Source organism: Streptomyces sp. A01, from assembly GCF_059026195.1.
This window is the reverse complement of the sequence record NZ_JBWLKN010000014.1, coordinates 1-16,656: the sequence shown is the minus strand read 5'-3', so window position 1 is coordinate 16,656 and position 16,656 is coordinate 1. Positions and strand designations below refer to the sequence as shown.

The window sequence follows — 16,656 nt, the reverse complement described above, 5'->3', positions numbered from 1 at the left end:
AGCGGTGGCGGGGGCGTGGCAGGTCGTGGGCGTGGGGGGTAGGCGCGGGGGTGCGGGGCCACGTCATCAAGGGGCAAGGGGTGGCAGGGAGCCCGGCCGCCAGACGCTGGCGAGGGGTGAAAGTCCTGGTGGGCGGCGTCCGGGAAGTCTGGTGCGGGTGGGGGGCCGGGGCTGGCGCCGGTCAAGCCGGGCCGTTGTCGTACCCGCCGCCTAGTCTGTGGTTATGTGCCGAAGCATCAAGACTCTCCGTCCCCCGGTGATGCCTGAGGTTGCCGACGAGGACATCAGGGCCGCAGCCCTACAGTATGTCCGCAAGGTCTCGGGTTTCCGCGCCCCCGCCGCGCACAACCGCGAGGCGTTCGACGAGGCGGTCGAGGCCGTCGCGGGAGCGACGAAGCAGTTGCTCGACAGCCTGGAGATACGTGGCGCGCGAGCCCGCCGCGCAGCGGCCTCCGACTGACGGCCACCTCGCTCAACCGGGTCCCGGGCTCCTCGCGTGCCCGGGGGCTGGGAGCGCGCGGAGGGTCAGCCCTGGGCTCGAACGCGGGGCCGTCAGCCGACTCCCAAGGCCTGAGCGCCGGATGGCCCCTGTCCCGTAGTCCCCTCGCGCCGTAATCCCGCAGCCCCGTCGCGCCGTAATCCCGCGATCCCGCGATCCGGCAGCCCCGTCCGCGACGGCAAAACGTGGCGCGGAGCGGGGGCGTGCTGCGGCTCTCCCCAAGAGCGTGAGGCGTGGGTTAATCTGCCAAAGAAAGCGCTTACTGTCTCCGTCCGAGACCGGTTCGCGGCCTTCGTCGCGTTCCGTCGGCTACTGGTCGGCACTCGGTTCACCATCCGGTTCATCGTCAAGCGTGGCCGCCAGACGCGCGCCGCGTACGGGAGGGACACATGTCGACACAAGGGCCACGGCCGGGCGGCGACCGGCGCACGGTCAGGATCGCGATGAACGGCGTATCCGGGCGCATGGGCTACCGCCAGCACCTCGTGCGGTCCCTCCTCGCGATCCGGGAGCAGGGCGGCGTCGCCCTGGGAGACGGGTCGGTCCTGTGGCCGGAGCCAGTGCTCATCGGGCGGCGGGAGCACGCGCTGCGGGACATCGCCGAGCGGCACGGCCTGACCGAGTGGTCCACCAGCCTGGACAGCGTGCTCGCCGATCCGGCCGTCGACATCTACTTCGACGCGCAGGTCACCTCCGCCCGCGAGGAGGCGGTGCGTCAGGCCATCACCGCCGGGAAGCACATCTACTGCGAGAAGCCGACCGCGACCGGACTGGCCGGTGCCCTGGAGCTGGCACGCCTCGCCACCGACGCCGGGGTCAAGCACGGTGTCGTGCAGGACAAGCTGTTCCTGCCGGGACTGCGCAAGCTGCGACGGCTGATCGAAGGCGGGTTCTTCGGTCAGATCCTGTCCGTGCGCGGCGAGTTCGGCTACTGGGTCTTCGAGGGGGACTGGCAGTCGGCGCAGCGCCCTTCGTGGAACTATCGAGCCGAGGACGGTGGCGGCATCGTCGTGGACATGTTCCCGCACTGGGAGTACGTGCTGCGTGAGCTGTTCGGTGCCGTACGGACGGTGCAGGCGCAGGTGGCCACGCACATTCCGCGCCGCTGGGACGAGTACGGCAAGCCGTATGAGGCCACCGCTGACGACGCGGCCTACGGTGTCTTCCAGCTGGAGGGCGGGGTGATCGCGCAGATCAACTCCTCATGGGCGGTGCGCGTCGACCGGTCCGAGTTGGTGGAGTTCCAGGTGGACGGCACCGAGGGCTCGGCGGTCGCGGGGCTGCGCGGATGCCGGGCGCAGCACCGGTCGGCGACGCCGAAGCCGGTCTGGAACCCCGACCTTCCCGTCACGGAGCCGTTCCGCGAGCAGTGGCAGGAGGTTCCGGACAACGTGGAGTTCGACAACGGCTTCAAGGCTCAGTGGGAGCTGTTCCTCCGTCATGTCGCCCTGGACGAACCCTGGCAGTGGGATCTGCTCGCGGGCGCGCGGGGGGTGCAGCTCGCCGAGCTCGGCCTGCGGTCGTCGGCGCAGGGCCGCAGGCTGGCAGTCCCGGAGCTGACGCTGTGACCGCCGCCGTCCGGATCTCCGTCTGCCGCCCAGCCAGGGGGCGGCCGAGCCCGAGCCTGCCCGCGCCCACGCACCGTACGCGCGCGATCCGGTGCCTGGCGGACGTAGCGTCGCACGGTGCCTTCCCCAGCCCCGAGTCGTCCGTCCGAGCGCGAGGTGTGCGGTGATCCGTCTTCCTGGTCCTGGTGGTGTCCTGCGCTCCTACGCACCGCGCTGTGAGCCCGCGCCGTCCGTCCTGCGGACCGGTTCCCCGACCGAAGGGGACGGTGGTGTGGCGCCCGCCGCCGTGCCAGGCGAGGTGTCGGTCGCCGCGGCCGCGGCGGTGCCCGCCCGTATCGTCTTCGCCGCCGCGCATGTCGTGTCCGATCCCTTCGCCGACACCACGCCGGAGGGGCCGGCGGCCCTCGACTGGGACGCCACCCTGGCCTTTCGGCGCCACCTGTGGGCGCATGGTCTCGGTGTCGCCGAGGCCATGGACACCGCTCAGCGCGGTATGGGCCTGGACTGGCCGGGCGCGGCGGAGCTCATCAGCCGCTCTGCCGCCGAGGCGGCGTCCGTGGGTGGCCGTATCGCCTGCGGGGTGGGCACCGACCAGCTCACGGGACCGGCGCGTTCGGTGGCTGATGTCCTCGCGGCGTACGAGGAGCAGCTGGCGCATGTGGAGGCGGCGGGCGCACGGGCCATCGTGATGGCCTCACGGGCGCTGGCCCAGGTCGCGCGCGGTCCGGAGGACTACCTCCGGGTGTACGACCGGCTGCTGGGTCAGGTGGCCGAGCCGGTCATCCTGCACTGGCTCGGCCCCATGTTCGACCCCGCGCTGGACGGCTACTGGGGGAGCCATGACCTCGACCTGGCGACGGAGACGTTCCTTGAGGTCATCGCGGCACACCCGGACCGGGTGGACGGCATCAAGGTGTCGTTGCTCGACGCGGGGCGGGAGGTCGCGCTACGGCGTCGGCTGCCGGACGGTGTGCGCTGTTACACCGGCGACGACTTCCACTACCCCGAGCTGATCGCCGGGGACGAAGCCGGGCACAGCCACGCCCTGCTCGGCATCTTCGACCCGCTCGCGCCGCTGGCCGCCGCAGCGGTACGGACCCTCGGCGCCGGGCGCGGCGAACAGCAAGAGCAGCAAGAGCAGCAGGAACGTCAAGGACAGCCAGGACAGCAGGAACGTCAAGGACAGCAAGAGCAAGGGAAGCGCTTTCTCTCTTTGCTGGGCCCGACCGTTGAGCTCTCCCGCCATCTCTTCCAGGCGCCGACCCGCTATTACAAGACCGGCGTGGTGCTCCTGGCCTGGCTCGCCGGACATCAGCGGCACTTCGCGATGGTCGGCGGGCTGCAGTCGGCGCGCTCGCTGCCGCATCTGGCGCGCGCGTACGAACTCGCGGACGGACTCGGCCTGTTCCCCGAACCGCTGCTCGCCGAGGCCCGCATGCGGCAGTTGCTCGCTGTCCATGGGGTGGACCAGTGACGGGAGTCGGCCAGAGGCGGGAGTCGGTCAGTGACAGGAGTCGGTCCGTGACGAAGGATCTGCGCAGGTTCAGTCTCAACCAGGAGACCGTCAGGCAGTGGTCGTTGCCCGAGCTGGTCGCCGGCTGCGTCGCGGCGGGCGTGCCGGGCGTGGGGCTGTGGCGGGCTCCGGTGCGCGAGTACGGCGTCGAGCGCACCGCCAAGCTGGTCCGGGACGCCGGGCTGACCGTCACCAGCTTGTGCAGGGGCGGCTTCTTCACCGCGTCGGCTCCGCCGGAACGGGCGCGAGCCCTGGCCGACAACCGGGAGGCGATCGATGAGGCGGCCACCCTCGGCACCGGCACCCTCGTCCTGGTCTCCGGCGGCCTGCCGCCCGGCAGCCGTGATCTGCCCGCCGCCCGTGAACGGATCGCCGACGCGATCGGCGAGCTGGCCCCGTACGCCGACGAGCGAGGCGTACGACTGGCCATCGAGCCGCTGCACCCCATGTACGCCGCCGACCGCTGTGTCGTGTCCACCCTCGCCCAGGCGCTCGACCTGGCGGAACGCTTCCCGGCCCGGCAGGTCGGAGTCGTCGTCGACACGTACCACCTGTGGTGGGACGACACGGTGGACGCGCAGATCGCGCGGGCGGGCCGCGCCGGGCGCATCGCGGCGTTCCAGCTCGCCGACTGGGTGACGCCCCTGCCCGAGGGGGTGCTGCTGGGGCGGGGCCAACTCGGGGAAGGGAGTATCGCGTTGCGGCACTTCCGAGAGGTGACCGACGCCGCGGGCTATCGGGGGCCGATCGAAGTGGAGATCTTCAACCCCGCGTTGTGGGCGCGGGACGGCTCCGAGGTCCTGGCCGAGACCCTGGACCGCTACCGGGCGCACGTGATCTAGCGCCCTGGCGGGTGCCCATCCCCACCAGCACCCTGGGCATGGACGCGCCCCAGCACGCCCGGATGCGGCGGCTGATGACCGGTGTCTTCACCACGCGGCGCGTGGAGAGACTGCGCCCCCGGCGTCGAGGCGACCGCCCACCGGCTCATCGACGCGTTCACCGCCGTCGGCGCACCGGCCGACCTTGCGGTGCACGGTCCCCCTGAACGATCTGGAGCGGAAGGAAGGCATGCAGGTCAGGAGCCTGCTGAGGCTGCTGGTCCGCCATCCACCGTAGGGGGTGACAGGCGGCCGCGGGCCACAGGGCGGCGTACGGGGTGCGCCCCCGGCGGATGCCGTGCCCCGCGAGCGCCGGGGCGCTGAACGCCGCGTCCGATTTCCGCCAGCACCCCGGGCGTGACCGGCGCATAGTGGAGAGCGTGATGAACGAGGAGAGCAGATACGAGGCGGTGTGCAGCAGGGACGCGCGGTTCGACGGTGAGTTCTTCTTCGCCGTCACCACGACCGGCATCTACTGCCGCCCCAGCTGCCCCGCGATCACGCCCAAGCGGCAGAACGTGCGGTTCTACCCGACCGCTGCCGCCGCCCAGGGCTCGGGCTACCGGGCCTGCCGCCGCTGCCGCCCGGACGCCGTGCCGGGGTCGGCCGAGTGGAACGCGCGCGCCGACGTCGTCGGCCGGGCGATGCGCCTGATCGGGGACGGCGTGGTCGACCGCGAGGGCGTGGCCGGTCTCGCCGGACGGCTGGGGTACAGCGCCCGGCAGGTACAGCGGCAGCTCACCGCCGAACTGGGCGCGGGGCCCGTCGCACTGGCCCGCGCACAGCGGGCGCACACCGCACGGGTGCTGTTGCAGACCACCCCGATGCGGGCGGCGGAGATCGCCTTCGCCGCCGGGTTCGCCAGCGTGCGGCAGTTCAACGACACCATCAGGGAGATCTACGCCAGCACGCCGACGGAACTGCGGCTGGCCCGCCCCGGGCGCGCCTCACGGTACGGGCCCGTGGCACGCGACGACGCCCCCGGCACGCGCTCAGCGGTGGCCACCGCGCCCACCGAGCCGTCCGGCACCGGGCCGCGCGGCATCCCCCTGCGCCTGGCCTACCGTGGCGCCTTCGCCGGACGGGAGATCTTCGACTACCTCCAGCGGCGCTGCCTCACGGGGGTCGAGGAGATGACGGGGGAGTGCGGCGCACGCCTCTACCGGCGCACGCTCCGGCTGCCCAACGGCGGCGGCATCGCCGAGGTCCGCGAGGAGAGCGGCGGTCACGGCTGGCTGGAGTGCCGCCTCCAGCTGTGCGAGCTGCGCGACCTCACCACGGCCAGCCAGCGGATGCGGCGCCTGTTCGACCTCGACGCGGACCCCTACGCCGTAGCGGAACGGCTGGGCGGCTCCGCCGTACTCGGCCCGCTGGTGACACGGCGGCCGGGTCTGCGCGCCCCCGGCTCGGCGGAGCCCCACGAGCTGGCCATCCGCGCGGTGCTGGGACAGCAGACCTCGCAGGCGGCGGCGCGCCGCCTGGGGGACACCCTGATCAGCGCCTACGGCGAACCGCTGGCCACTCCCAGTGGAGGCCTGACGCATCTGTTCCCCGAGGCCGGGGACCTGGCCGAAGCGTCGCTGCGGGAACTCGGCCTGCCCGAGGCGCGGCGAGAGACGCTCCGCGCACTGGCCACCGCGCTCGCCGACGGCACCCTCTGCCTCGGTCCCGGCGCCGACCGGGACGACGCCGAACAGGCCCTGCTCACCCTGCGCGGTGTCAGTCCGTGGGTGGCCGGTTACCTCCGGATGCGCGCCCTCGGCGACCCCGACGTCATGCCCACGGGCGACGCCGTCGTCGCGGCGGCGCTGGAGCGGGCCGGAGCGGCGCCGCACGCCGCCGACGGATGGCGGCCCTGGCGCTCGTACGCCACGCACCATCTGTGGGCGGCGGCCGAGACACCCGACGCCGAGCCGCCCGGGACCGGCCGTCATGCCCGGCACCTGGCGCACGCGGGCGCGCCCGGCGAGTGACCCGGCCGGTCCCGGGCCACGCGCCCCGGCCCCAGCGCGCCGCCCGTCACCGGTACGCTTCCCACCGCACACCCTTCTGGAGACACCATGAGCAGCACGAGCACGACGAGCACCACGCCCCGCGATACGGTGGCCGCCGGTCCGGCCGCGCTGGTGGCACAGGCCGACTGGCCGTCACTTACCGACGAGGTGAACGAGTACGGCTGCGCGCTGACCCCGCGCCTGCTCACTCCGCACCAGTGCCGCTTCCTGGCGCGGCTGTACGACGAGCCGGAACGCTTCCGGTCGACGATCGACATGGCCCGCTACCGTTTCGGCTCCGGCCAGTACCGCTACTTCGACCACCCGTTCCCCGAGCTCATCACCGAGCTCCGGGCGGCCTTCTACCCGCGCCTGCTGCCCATCGCCCGCGACTGGGCCGCCAAACTCGACAAGCCCGCGCCCTGGCCCGACACCCTCGACGAGTGGCTGGACGTGTGCCACCGCGCGGGCCAGACCCGGCCGACGCCGATCCTGCTGCGCTACGGGGCGGGTGACTGGAACGCGCTGCACCGCGACCTGTACGGGGACCTGGTCTTCCCGCTCCAGGTCGTCATCGGCCTGAACGAGCCGGGCGTGGACCACACCGGAGGCGAGTTCCTGCTGGTTGAGCAGCGGCCTCGGGCCCAGTCGCGCGGTATGGCCACCCTGTTGCGGCAGGGCCACGGGCTGATCTTCACCACGCGCGACCGGCCGGTGCGCTCCGCACGGGGCTGGTCGGCTTCGCCCGTACGGCACGGTGTGAGCGCGGTGCGTTCCGGCTCCCGGCACACCCTCGGCCTGGTCTTCCATGACGCGGCCTGAGCGGGTGGCGGGGGTGACTGACGACAAGGGCCAGGACGCCTCAGCGGCCACTTTCGCGCCCGCGCCCGCCGCGCCCGCTGATGCCGCCGCGCCGACGGTGGCGGGCTCGGGGGCGCGTGACGTCTGGTACGTGGCGTACGGATCGAACCTGCACGCCGGGCGGCTGTCCAGCTACCTCGTCGGAGGCACGCCGCCAGGTGGCTCGCGGCGGCACCCGGGGTGCCGCGATCCCCGGCCGCCGGGCCGCTGCCAGCCGGTCACGCTGCCCGGTTGCCTGTACTTCGCGACGGAGTCGGAGGTGTGGACCGGGGGCCCGGCCTTCTACGATCCGGACGCCCCGGGAGAGACGGCCGCCCGCGCGTATCTGCTGACCCTGTCGCAGTTCTCCGACCTGGTGGCCCAGGAGATGTACCGGCGGCCCGGCCGCGACCTCGACCTGAGCGGGGTGCCCGTCCGCGGACGGTTGGCACTGGGCCCTGGCCGGTACGAGACGCTGGTCAGCGCGGGAGTGCTGGAGGGCCTGCCGCTGCTGACGTTCACCGCCCCCTGGGGCGTCGGCGACGTGCCGCTGAACGCGCCGTCCGCGCCGTATCTGCGGCACCTGGCCACGGGGCTGATGGAGGCGCACGGCTGGGACGTGGCGCGCGCCGCCCGCTATCTGGCCGGGTGTCCCGGGGCGGCGGGGCACTGGACGGAACGCGAGATCACGGCCCTGATCCCGGGCGCGGCAGCCCCTTGACCGCCCGGGCCCTGGCCGTTGATGAGGCACGACGGCCACTTATGAGGCACGACGGCCGGGGCTGCTCAGCCGCGGCCCTGTGCGGCGCCTGAAGCGTGGAGGATGCGGTCGGCGACGTTGACCGAGTCCACGAGCGGGTGCAGGGCCAGGGCGCGCAGCGCCGCGTGCCGCGACCCGCTCTCCGCCGCCTCGATCGTGGAGCGCTCCACGGCCTTGAGGGACAGCATCAGCCCCAGTTGGCCGGGTTCGACCGCGCCGACGGCCAGCGGGTGGGCACCGCTCGCGTCGACGATGCAGGGCACCTCCACCACGGCGTCCCCGTCGAGCCCCGGCACGGCCGTCCGGTTGCGCACGTTGAGGATGAGCGTGGTCCGTTCGTCGCGGGCGATGGCCCGCATCAGGGCCAGCGCGACCTGGTCGTAGCCGCCGCCGTCCAGGTCGCAGGAGTCGCGCTGCCAGCCGCCGGTCGCCTCGCGGCTCTCGGCCATGTACGTCTCCTCGCGCTCAAGGCGGGTGCGTTCCCACGCCTGGAACGCACCGTGCGGCGCGGCGGCGGCCGTGTCGTAGAAGGCGGCCTGCTGCTCGCGCAGGAACTCGCCCCTCGTCTGCGCGGCTTCGCGGATGGACGTGAGCGACTCGCGGTTGAAGTAGTAGTAGTGCAGGTATTCGTTCGGCAGCGCGCCGAGCGCGCGCAGCCAGTCGGCGCCGAACAGCTTGCCTTCCTCGAAGGACGTGAGGGCGACCTCGTCCGCGAGCAGGTCGGGCAGTCGGTCCCGGCCGTCGATGGTCACTCCGCGCAGCCAGCCGAGGTGGTTGAGGCCGACATAGTCGTAGCCCGCCCGTTCGGGGTCGGCGCCCAGCGCCCGCGCGGCGCGGCGGCACAGGCCCACCGGCGAGTCGCAGATGCCGATGACCCGGTCGCCGAGGACGCGTTGCATGGCCTCGGTCACCATTCCGGCGGGGTTGGTGAAGTTGATGACCCACGCGTCGGGGGCGACGGCGGCGATCCGCTCGGCGATCCGCACCGCGACCGGCAGGGTGCGCAGCCCGTAGAGCACGCCGCCCGCGCCGACCGTCTCCTGCCCGAGGACGCCTTCGGCCAGTGGTACGCGCTCGTCGCGGGTGCGGCCTTCGAGGCCGCCGACGCGGATCGCCGAGAACACGAAGTCGGCGCCGCGCAACGCCTCGTCGAGGTCGGTGGTGGTCCGCACGGCGGGGGCGCGGGCCCGGCCCGCCGCCTGCTCGGCGAGGACCGCGCCGATCGCGTCCAGGCGCCGCCGCTCGGTGTCGTACAGCACCAGTTCGGTGCAGCGTCCGGCGGTGTCGCCGCTGTCGTCGAGCAGCGCCCGGTACACCAGCGGCATGCGGAACCCGCCGCCGCCCAGCACAGTCAGCCTCATACGGTCAGTACCTCCACTTCGGCCTCGCGGAACACGGCGAGCGTCGCCGGGTCGGAGGTGTCGTTGGTGATGAGGGTGTCGATGTCGCGTGGCCCGCAGACCCGGGCGAGCCCGGTCTCTCCGGGGAACTTGCCCTCGGTGACCAGCAGCACGACCTGCCGGGCCGCGGTGAGCATCGCCCGTTTGACGGGCACCTCCACCTGCGTGCTGTCCAGCACTCCGCCGTCGGGCAGCACGCCGCTCGCCCCGAGGAAGGCCCGGCCGACGTGCAGCTGGGTGAGGCTGGACTCGGTGAGGAATCCCACGAGCGAGCGGTAGTTGCGGCGCACCTGGCCGCCGAGCAGGACCAGCGTCACCGTCTGGTCGTCGCGCAGTTCGTCAAAGACAGCCAGGCTGCTGGTCACGACGGTGACGGGGCGGCCGCGCAGGAGCTTGGCGAGCTGGAGTGTGGTGGTGCCGATGTCGAGCAGGACCACGTCGCCGTCCTCGACGAGTTCGGCGGCGCGGCGGGCCACGGCCGTCTTGTCGGTGAGATCGTCCACCTCCGCCTCGTCGAAGGGGCGCTCGTCGCCCACCCGCGCGGCGGCGACCGCGCCGCCGTAGACGCGGGTGAGGCGGCCCGCGCGGCCCAGCTCGTCCAGGTCCCTGCGTGCTGTGGCCTCGCTGACCCCGAGCCGCCGGGCGATCTCCTTGATCGGCAGGACGCCCTCCGCGTCGAGAACGCTCAGCAGCTTCTCGTGCCGGGTCTCTCGCAACATGATGGCAACGTACTGCACGTGAGCGAGATTGCGCGACTCTGACTGAACTCTTGCACTAAGCGCCTTCCTCGGTGCAAGGTTTCCGTCACATGACGTGGTGAACACGCCACGGCGACGACAACGCGGCCCCTGGGCGGCGTGCCAACGCCGCGTGCGCACCCGCGGCCGAGCGACCCGTGAGCCACCACGGCGTTCCCGGGAAAGGCCGCACGGAACAGGAAGGGCGCGTCAGTGACCGCTGCCGAAAACTCCGGGCCCCCCGCCAGCACCCTCGACCCGCTGGCGGCGGTGCGCGCCCCGGGGGACCCCGCGTACGACGTGTACCTCACCGGGACCGTCTTCCTGGACATCGTCTTCACCGGGCTCGACCACGCCCCCGTGCGCGGCACCGAGTCCTGGGCACGCGGCATGGGATCGAGCCCGGGGGGAATCGCCAACATGGCCACCGCCCTGGCCCGGCTCGGGCTGCGCACGACCCTCGCCGCCGCCTTCGGCACGGACATCTACGGCGACTACTGCTGGGAGAGCCTGGCCGACAGCGAAGGCGTCGGCCTCTCCGCCTCGCGCCGGGTGCCGGGCTGGCACTCGCCGGTCACCGTCTCCATGGCGTACGAGGGCGAACGCACCATGGTGACGCACGAACACCCCGCGCCGCCGCCCGCCATCACCAGTTTCCTGCCGCCCTCCCGCGCCTGCGTCACCGCCTTCGAACCAGGCCGCCAGGAGGACTGGGTCCGGCAGGCCCACGCTCAAGGCAGCAAGATCTTCGCCGACGTCGGCTGGGACGAGAGCGGCCGCTGGGACACCGCGGCCCTGCCCGACCTGGCGTACTGCCACGCCTTCCTGCCCAACGCGACCGAGGCGCAGCGCTACACCCGCACCGACAGTCCGGAACGGGCCGTGCGCGCACTGGCCGACATCGTGCCCATCGCCGTGGTCACCAAGGGCCCGCACGGCGCCATCGCCGTGGACTCCCTGACCGGGGAGTCGGCGGAGATACCCGGGCTCGTCGTCGACGCGCTCGACCCGACGGGCGCGGGCGACGTGTTCGTCGCCGGATTCATGACCGGAACCCTCGCGGGCTGGCCGCTCGCCGACCGGCTGGCCTTCGCCAATCTCACAGCGGCGCTGTCCGTCCAGCACTTCGGCGGCTCCCTCTCCGCGCCGGGGTGGCCGGAGATCGCCGCCTGGTGGGCCTGGGCATCGTCGCCGGACAGCGTCGGCTCGTACGATCCGGATGTCGCCCGCCGCTACCGCTTCCTGGACGACCTGATCCCCGCCGGGCTGCGCGACTGCGCCCGGCTGCGGGCCCTGCCCACCATCGGCTTCCGGGGCGCGTGAGCGTGCCCGGCGCTCACTCCACGGCTGCGAAGGAGACCTCCATGCGGAACCGAAGGGGAAGCGCGACCCGGGCACGCGGCATAGTCTGGCCCGCCGCGCTCGCGGGGCTGGCCCTGCTCGCGGCGGCCTGTGTGCCCGGCACCGTCGGCTCCGGCGCCACCGGCGGCGCCGGAGGGGCGGCCACCGCCATACCCGACCCGGCCAAGGCGGGAAAGGTCACCCTCACCGTCTGGGACCAGGAGATACGCGGCGGTACCAACGGCCAACTGGAGGAGCTCAACAAGGAGTTCCAGCGCGCCTACCCCAATGTGCGGATCAAGCGCGTGGCACGCGGGTTCACCGACCTCAAGGCCACGCTCAAACTCGCCGTCTCCGGCAACAACCCACCCGACGTCGTCCAGGCCAACCAGGGCTACCCCGACATGGTCGCCTTCGTCCAGGCCGGGCTGCTGGCACCACTGGACAACTACGCGGGCGTCTACGACTGGAACACCCGCTACCCGGCCACCCTTCTCAACCTCAACCGCGTCTCCGCCGACGGCCGCCACTTCGGCACCGGCCGCCTCTACGGCATCTCCCAGACCGGTGAGTTCGTCGGCCTCTTCTACAACAAGGACCTGCTGGCCAAGAGCGGGCTGAAAGCCCCCACCACCTGGGACGAGTTCACCACCGGGCTCGCCCGCCTCAAGCGCGACGGCGAACTGCCCATCCAGTTCGGCAACCTGGACAAGTACCCGGCCATCCACACCTTCGGCGTCCTCCAGAACCAGTCCGGCGCCGCGCCGGTCCGCGACGCCGTACTCGGCCGTGGCGGCAGGTTCGACGACGCGCGCACGAAGAACGCGGCAGCGACCCTCGCCGACTGGATGAAGCGCGGCTACCTGCCCAAGGGCGCCAACGGGCTCGGTTACGACGACGCGGCCAAGAAGTTCGCCTCGGGGGACGGCGCGTACCTGCTCACCGGGACCTGGCAGCTCGCCGACCTCAAGAAGTCCATGGGCGACAAGCTCGGCTTCATCCCCCCGCCCCCGGCCACCGCCGGGCGCGGCCCGGTCTCCACCGGAGGGCAGGGCCTGGCCTGGTCGGTGACCTCCCGCAGCAAGCACCCCGAGGTCGCCGCCGCCTACCTCGACCACATCACCAGCGAACACGCGGCGGACGTCATGACCCGGCACGGCGTCCTGCCCGCCGTGCCGGGCAAGGCCGCGGCGAAGGTGCCACCCGGCACCGTGGACCGTCAGATGATCGACGGCTGGAACCGGCTCAACAAGGCCGACGGCCTCGTCCCCTACCTGGACTACGCCACACCCACCTTCTACGACACGCTCTCCGCCGGACTCCAGGGCGTCGTCGGCGGCACGACCTCCCCCGACCGCTTCGCCGCCACCGCGCAGAAGGACTACGCCGCCTTCATCAAGAAACAGCGCCAACAAGCGGCCGCGACGGCCGAACGCCGGGACAGCCGGTGAAGGGCATCCACGGCGTGAAGGGCATGTACGGCGTGAAAGGCGTGAAAGGCGCGCCGAGCCGGTACCGGCGGCGGGCCCCCGGCGAGCCACGCGCCATCGGCTACCTCTACATCCTCCCCGCCGTCGCCCTCTACGGAGCGCTGCTCCTGTTCCCCTTCGGCCAGGCGGTATGGCTCTCCCTGCTGCACTGGGACGGCCTGTCCGCCGCCACCTGGGCCGGGTTCGACAACTACCGCGACCTCCTCACGGAACCCGCGCTGCGCGCCCCCTTCGCGCACGCGCTGATCCTGCTGGTGTTCTACTCGGCGCTGCCCGTCGCCATCGGTCTGCTGCTCGCCACCCTGCTGTCCCGTATCCGCGTCCGCGGCATGACGTTCTTCCGCACTGTGCTGTTCCTGCCGCAGGTGCTCGCGCTCGTCGTCGTCGGCGTCGCCTGGCGCTCCATCCTCGCCCCCGACGGGCTGCTCAACGACACGCTGAGCGCCATCGGCCTCGACGGGCTCACCCGGCCCTGGCTCGGCGACTACTCCTGGGCTCTGCCCGCCGTCGGAGTCGTCGGCACCTGGGTCGGCACAGGGCTGTGCATGGTGCTCTTCCTGGCCGGAGTCCAGCGCATCCCGCGCGAACTGTACGAGGCGGCGCGGCTGGACGGGGCGGGCCCGGTGCGCGAGTTCTTCGCCGTCACCCTGCCCGGCCTGCGGCCACAGATCGCCGTCGCGCTGACCTTGACCATCGTGGCCGGGCTGCGCAACTTCGACCTCATCTACATCACCACCAGCGGCGGCCCCGGCAACTCGACCTCCGTCCCCGCCTACGAGGTGTACCACCGCGCGTTCGAGACCAACCAGGTCGGCTCGGCCGCCGCCATCGGCGTGGCGCTCACCGTCCTCATCTTCGCGCTGACCGCCACCATCTCCCGGCTCATCGAAGGGCGGCGGACATGACCTCCCGCTGGGAACGCACCCTCACCTACGGCATCCTCGCGCTGTTCACCGTGGTCTCGCTGACCCCCGTGATCGGCATCCTCTCCACCGCCCTGGGCCCGCAGTCCTCCCTGAACACCGGGTTCTCACTGCCCGAGGGCGGACTGCGCTGGGGGAACTTCGCCGACGCCTGGAGCAAGGGCCACTTCGGCACCTACCTGCGGAACTCGGTGCTGGTCACGCTGGCCGTCGTCGCGATCACCACGGTCTTCGCGATCCTCGCCGCGTACGCCTTCGGGGTGATGCGCTTCCCCGGCTCCACCGTGCTGTTCTACCTCTTCGTCCTCGGGCTGGCCCTGCCCCAGGAGGCCCTGGTTATCCCGCTCTACTTCGATCTGCGCCACCTCGAACTCACCGATACCTACTGGGGGCTGATCCTCCCGCAGGCGGCACAGTCCCTGGCGTTCGGCGTGTTCTGGATGCGGACGTATTTCCGCGGCAGCGCCAGTGCCGTGATCGAGGCCGCGCGCATCGACGGCGCGAACAGCTGGACCACACTGTGGCGGGTGCTGGTGCCCATGGGGCGCCCCGCCATCTCCACCATGGTCGTCATCGTCTTCATGTGGACCTGGAACGAGTTCCTGATGGCGCTGGTGATGGTCAGCGACGAGGCCCACCGCACGGTCCCGCTGGGGCTGGCGTTCTTCCAGGGCCAGCACAGCTCGGACACGGCTCTGCTCGCCGCAGCTTCCGTGCTGATCGCGTTGCCGGTGGTGGTGGTGTACGTGGCGCTGCAACGCAGGTTCATCGAGGGCATGCTCAGCGGAGCCGTCAAGGAATAGCCCCCGGTCCCCGGCCCTTGATCCCTGGTCCCGCCCTCGGACCGGGGACCCCGCCCCCACGCCGGACAGACTGGGTCTCCAGCCTGTCCGGCGTCCGCGCGCCGCGCGGGAGAGCAGGACGCGGACGCCCCCCGCTGGGCTACCGCATGGGCCGAACCGGCGAGATACCGGAGGCGTCGGCGTCCAGTGCCGCTCGTGGAGGGCGCAGGGGGCGATCATTCGTCCATGCGGACGGCAGCGATCACCGTGGAGAGGGACGGCGGACGAACATGCCCCGGTGCGGTGCCTGTCACGACCGGCGCGGCGGAACCGTACATGCGTTTGTCCAAGAGGTCCGAGCAGGCGTCCATGGACCTGCCCACGACGTTGAGCGAATCCTTACCCAAAGCCGGGTCACCGCCGGAGCCCGGAGAAGGCGAGAACGTGAGCATGACATTCGACGACGTCGGCCGTCGCGACCTGATCAAGCGTGCCACCGCCGCTGGTCTCATCGCCGTTCCCTCGATCGCCGCGCTGAGTGCCTGTGCGGCGAGCGGGAGCAACACCACCAAGCAGGTCGAGAAGGGCAAGAAGACGGCGAAGAATCCGCTCGCGGTGAATGAGGGCGCGGGTCTTGACGTCGTCATCTTCGACGGTGGGTTCGGCGAGCAGTACGCGAAGGACGCCGAGGCGGAGTTCGTGCGGGCTTTCCCGAAGACGAAGGGGAAGATCAAGCATTCAGCGACGCAGAAGATCCAGGCGAAGTTGCAGCCGCGGTTCAACGGCGGGACGCCGCCGGACCTGATCGACAACTCGGGTGCCGAGCAGATGGACTTCGGCACGCTGGTCTCCAAGGACCAGTTGACGGATCTGACGGAGTTGCTGGACGCGCCGTCGCTGGATGACCCGAAGAAGACGGTGCGGGAGACGCTGCGGCCGGGTGTCGTGGAGATGGGGCAGTTCGACGGTGATCCGGTGTGGGTCCTGTACTACGCGTACACGATCTACGGGGTGTGGTATTCGAAGTCGCTGCTGGAAAAGAACGACTGGGAGTACCCGGAGACCTGGGCCGACATGCTGAAGGTGTGCGCGGCGGCGAAGAAGAAGGGGATCGCCGGGTGGACGTATCCGGGGAAGCACCCGTACTACCTGTCGTTCAGCCTGTATCCGTTCATCGCGAAGATCGGCGGGCCTGACACGCTGAAGGCGATCGATAATCTGGAGCCGAACGCGTGGAAGCACCCGGCGGTGAAGGCGGCCTTCGAGGCGTACTACGAGCTGAAGCAGAAGGGCTACATCCTCAAGGGAACGGCGGGGATGGACCACACGCAGTCGCAGGTGGCGTGGAACGAAGGGAGAGTTCTCTTTCTGCCGAACGGTTCGTGGGTGGAGAACGAGACGAAGAAGACGACGCCCAAGGGCTTCGACATGGCGGTGGCTGCGCCGTCGTCGCTGGATTCGGGCGACAAGATGCCATTCGGGACGATCTGGGCGTCGGGTGGTGAGCCCTTCATCGTGCCGCGGAACGCGAAGAACCCGCGGGGCGGTATGGAGTTGCTGCGGATCATGCTGGGGAAAAAGTCGACGCGGAACTTCATCAAGCAGGTGTCGTCGCTGTCATCGCTGAATGGTGGTACCGAGGGGCTGCGGCTGGGTCCGGGGCTGGCGTCGGCGCAGGAGCTGTGGCAGAAGGCGGGCACGGACAAGATGGTGAACCCGCGGTTGCAGGACTGGTATGTGACGTTGCAGAAGGAGAAGATCGGGGTGTCGGCGCTGGGGGAGATGATGGCGGGCCGGATGACGCCCGCGGAGTGTATGGCGAAGTGCCAGAAGTACGCCGATGAGACCGCGAAGGATGACGCGGTGAAGAAGTACAAGCACGTCTGATGGTGCGTCGGTCGGCGGCGGGGCCCATGGGCTGGGATCGG

At 71.5% G+C, this 16,656-nt stretch carries 14 protein-coding genes; 12 read left to right on the top strand and 2 right to left on the bottom strand.

Features of this window, described 5'->3' with window-relative positions; genetic code table 11:
* The first annotated feature begins 223 nt into the window (after positions 1-223).
* The 7 genes from AC5P1B_RS19930 to AC5P1B_RS19900 all read left to right on the top strand — a co-directional run bounded on the left by AC5P1B_RS19930 (position 224) and on the right by AC5P1B_RS19900 (position 8,016).
* Positions 224-460, top strand: a complete 237-nt coding sequence (locus tag AC5P1B_RS19930; protein WP_493888661.1) for a DUF2277 domain-containing protein — start codon at positions 224-226, stop codon at positions 458-460.
* Between the two features lie 428 nt (positions 461-888).
* On the top strand, positions 889-2,067 hold the full coding sequence (locus AC5P1B_RS19925; RefSeq protein WP_493888660.1) for a Gfo/Idh/MocA family protein: 1,179 nt from the start codon (positions 889-891) through the stop codon (positions 2,065-2,067).
* Between the two features lie 163 nt (positions 2,068-2,230).
* Entirely contained in the window at positions 2,231-3,541 is a 1,311-nt protein-coding gene (locus AC5P1B_RS19920; RefSeq protein WP_493888659.1) for a dihydrodipicolinate synthase family protein, read from the top strand.
* 47 nt (positions 3,542-3,588) lie between these two features.
* Positions 3,589-4,422: a sugar phosphate isomerase/epimerase family protein gene (locus AC5P1B_RS19915; RefSeq protein ID WP_493888658.1), complete on the top strand. Its 834-nt coding sequence runs from the start codon at positions 3,589-3,591 to the stop codon at positions 4,420-4,422.
* A gap of 422 nt (positions 4,423-4,844) precedes the next feature.
* Complete coding sequence (locus AC5P1B_RS19910; protein WP_493888657.1) at positions 4,845-6,434, top strand: AlkA N-terminal domain-containing protein; 1,590 nt, start codon at positions 4,845-4,847, stop codon at positions 6,432-6,434.
* A gap of 87 nt (positions 6,435-6,521) precedes the next feature.
* A complete protein-coding gene (locus AC5P1B_RS19905; RefSeq protein ID WP_493888656.1) occupies positions 6,522-7,277 on the top strand; it encodes a 2OG-Fe(II) oxygenase in 756 nt (251 codons plus the stop codon).
* A gap of 97 nt (positions 7,278-7,374) precedes the next feature.
* Entirely contained in the window at positions 7,375-8,016 is a 642-nt protein-coding gene (locus AC5P1B_RS19900) for a histone deacetylase (protein ID WP_493888834.1), read from the top strand.
* A gap of 65 nt (positions 8,017-8,081) precedes the next feature.
* On the opposite strand, the gene AC5P1B_RS19895 is transcribed toward AC5P1B_RS19900, so the two are convergent.
* Entirely contained in the window at positions 8,082-9,416 is a 1,335-nt protein-coding gene (locus AC5P1B_RS19895; RefSeq protein WP_493888655.1) for a 6-phospho-beta-glucosidase, read from the bottom strand.
* Positions 9,413-10,174, bottom strand: a complete 762-nt coding sequence (locus AC5P1B_RS19890; protein WP_493888654.1) for a DeoR/GlpR family DNA-binding transcription regulator — start codon at positions 10,172-10,174, stop codon at positions 9,413-9,415. The genes AC5P1B_RS19895 and AC5P1B_RS19890 overlap by 4 nt, the downstream gene beginning before the upstream one ends.
* Positions 10,175-10,405: 231 nt before the next feature.
* Here AC5P1B_RS19890 and AC5P1B_RS19885 point away from each other — a divergent pair, with 231 nt between their 5' ends.
* The 5 genes from AC5P1B_RS19885 (at position 10,406) to ngcE (ending at position 16,615) form a co-directional block, all read left to right on the top strand.
* Positions 10,406-11,515 carry a carbohydrate kinase family protein gene (locus AC5P1B_RS19885; protein ID WP_493888653.1) on the top strand — a complete coding sequence of 370 codons (1,110 nt, stop codon included), beginning with the start codon at positions 10,406-10,408 and terminating at the stop codon, positions 11,513-11,515.
* 41 nt (positions 11,516-11,556) lie between these two features.
* Entirely contained in the window at positions 11,557-12,984 is a 1,428-nt protein-coding gene (locus AC5P1B_RS19880; protein WP_493888652.1) for an extracellular solute-binding protein, read from the top strand.
* Between the two features lie 23 nt (positions 12,985-13,007).
* A complete protein-coding gene (locus AC5P1B_RS19875) occupies positions 13,008-13,928 on the top strand; it encodes a carbohydrate ABC transporter permease (protein ID WP_493888833.1) in 921 nt (306 codons plus the stop codon).
* Positions 13,925-14,749: a carbohydrate ABC transporter permease gene (locus tag AC5P1B_RS19870; RefSeq protein ID WP_493888651.1), complete on the top strand. Its 825-nt coding sequence runs from the start codon at positions 13,925-13,927 to the stop codon at positions 14,747-14,749. Before AC5P1B_RS19875 ends, AC5P1B_RS19870 begins: the two co-directional genes overlap by 4 nt.
* Positions 14,750-15,178: 429 nt before the next feature.
* Complete coding sequence (gene ngcE, locus AC5P1B_RS19865) at positions 15,179-16,615, top strand: N-acetylglucosamine/diacetylchitobiose ABC transporter substrate-binding protein (protein WP_493888650.1); 1,437 nt, start codon at positions 15,179-15,181, stop codon at positions 16,613-16,615.
* The last annotated feature ends 41 nt before the right edge of the window (positions 16,616-16,656 follow it).

Bases quoted from the DNA above. Each gene is read 5' to 3' on its own strand.
- AC5P1B_RS19930 (WP_493888661.1), top strand. From the start codon at position 224: ATGTGCCGAAGCATCAAGACTCTCCGTCCCCCGGTGATGCCTGAGGTT.
- AC5P1B_RS19925 (WP_493888660.1), top strand. From the start codon at position 889: ATGTCGACACAAGGGCCACGGCCGGGCGGCGACCGGCGCACGGTCAGG.
- AC5P1B_RS19910 (WP_493888657.1), top strand. From the start codon at position 4,845: ATGAACGAGGAGAGCAGATACGAGGCGGTGTGCAGCAGGGACGCGCGG.
- AC5P1B_RS19905 (WP_493888656.1), top strand. From the start codon at position 6,522: ATGAGCAGCACGAGCACGACGAGCACCACGCCCCGCGATACGGTGGCC.
- AC5P1B_RS19895 (WP_493888655.1), bottom strand. From the start codon at position 9,416: ATGAGGCTGACTGTGCTGGGCGGCGGCGGGTTCCGCATGCCGCTGGTG.
- AC5P1B_RS19890 (WP_493888654.1), bottom strand. From the start codon at position 10,174: ATGTTGCGAGAGACCCGGCACGAGAAGCTGCTGAGCGTTCTCGACGCG.
- AC5P1B_RS19880 (WP_493888652.1), top strand. From the start codon at position 11,557: ATGCGGAACCGAAGGGGAAGCGCGACCCGGGCACGCGGCATAGTCTGG.
- AC5P1B_RS19875 (WP_493888833.1), top strand. From the start codon at position 13,008: ATGTACGGCGTGAAAGGCGTGAAAGGCGCGCCGAGCCGGTACCGGCGG.
- AC5P1B_RS19870 (WP_493888651.1), top strand. From the start codon at position 13,925: ATGACCTCCCGCTGGGAACGCACCCTCACCTACGGCATCCTCGCGCTG.
- ngcE (WP_493888650.1), top strand. From the start codon at position 15,179: ATGACATTCGACGACGTCGGCCGTCGCGACCTGATCAAGCGTGCCACC.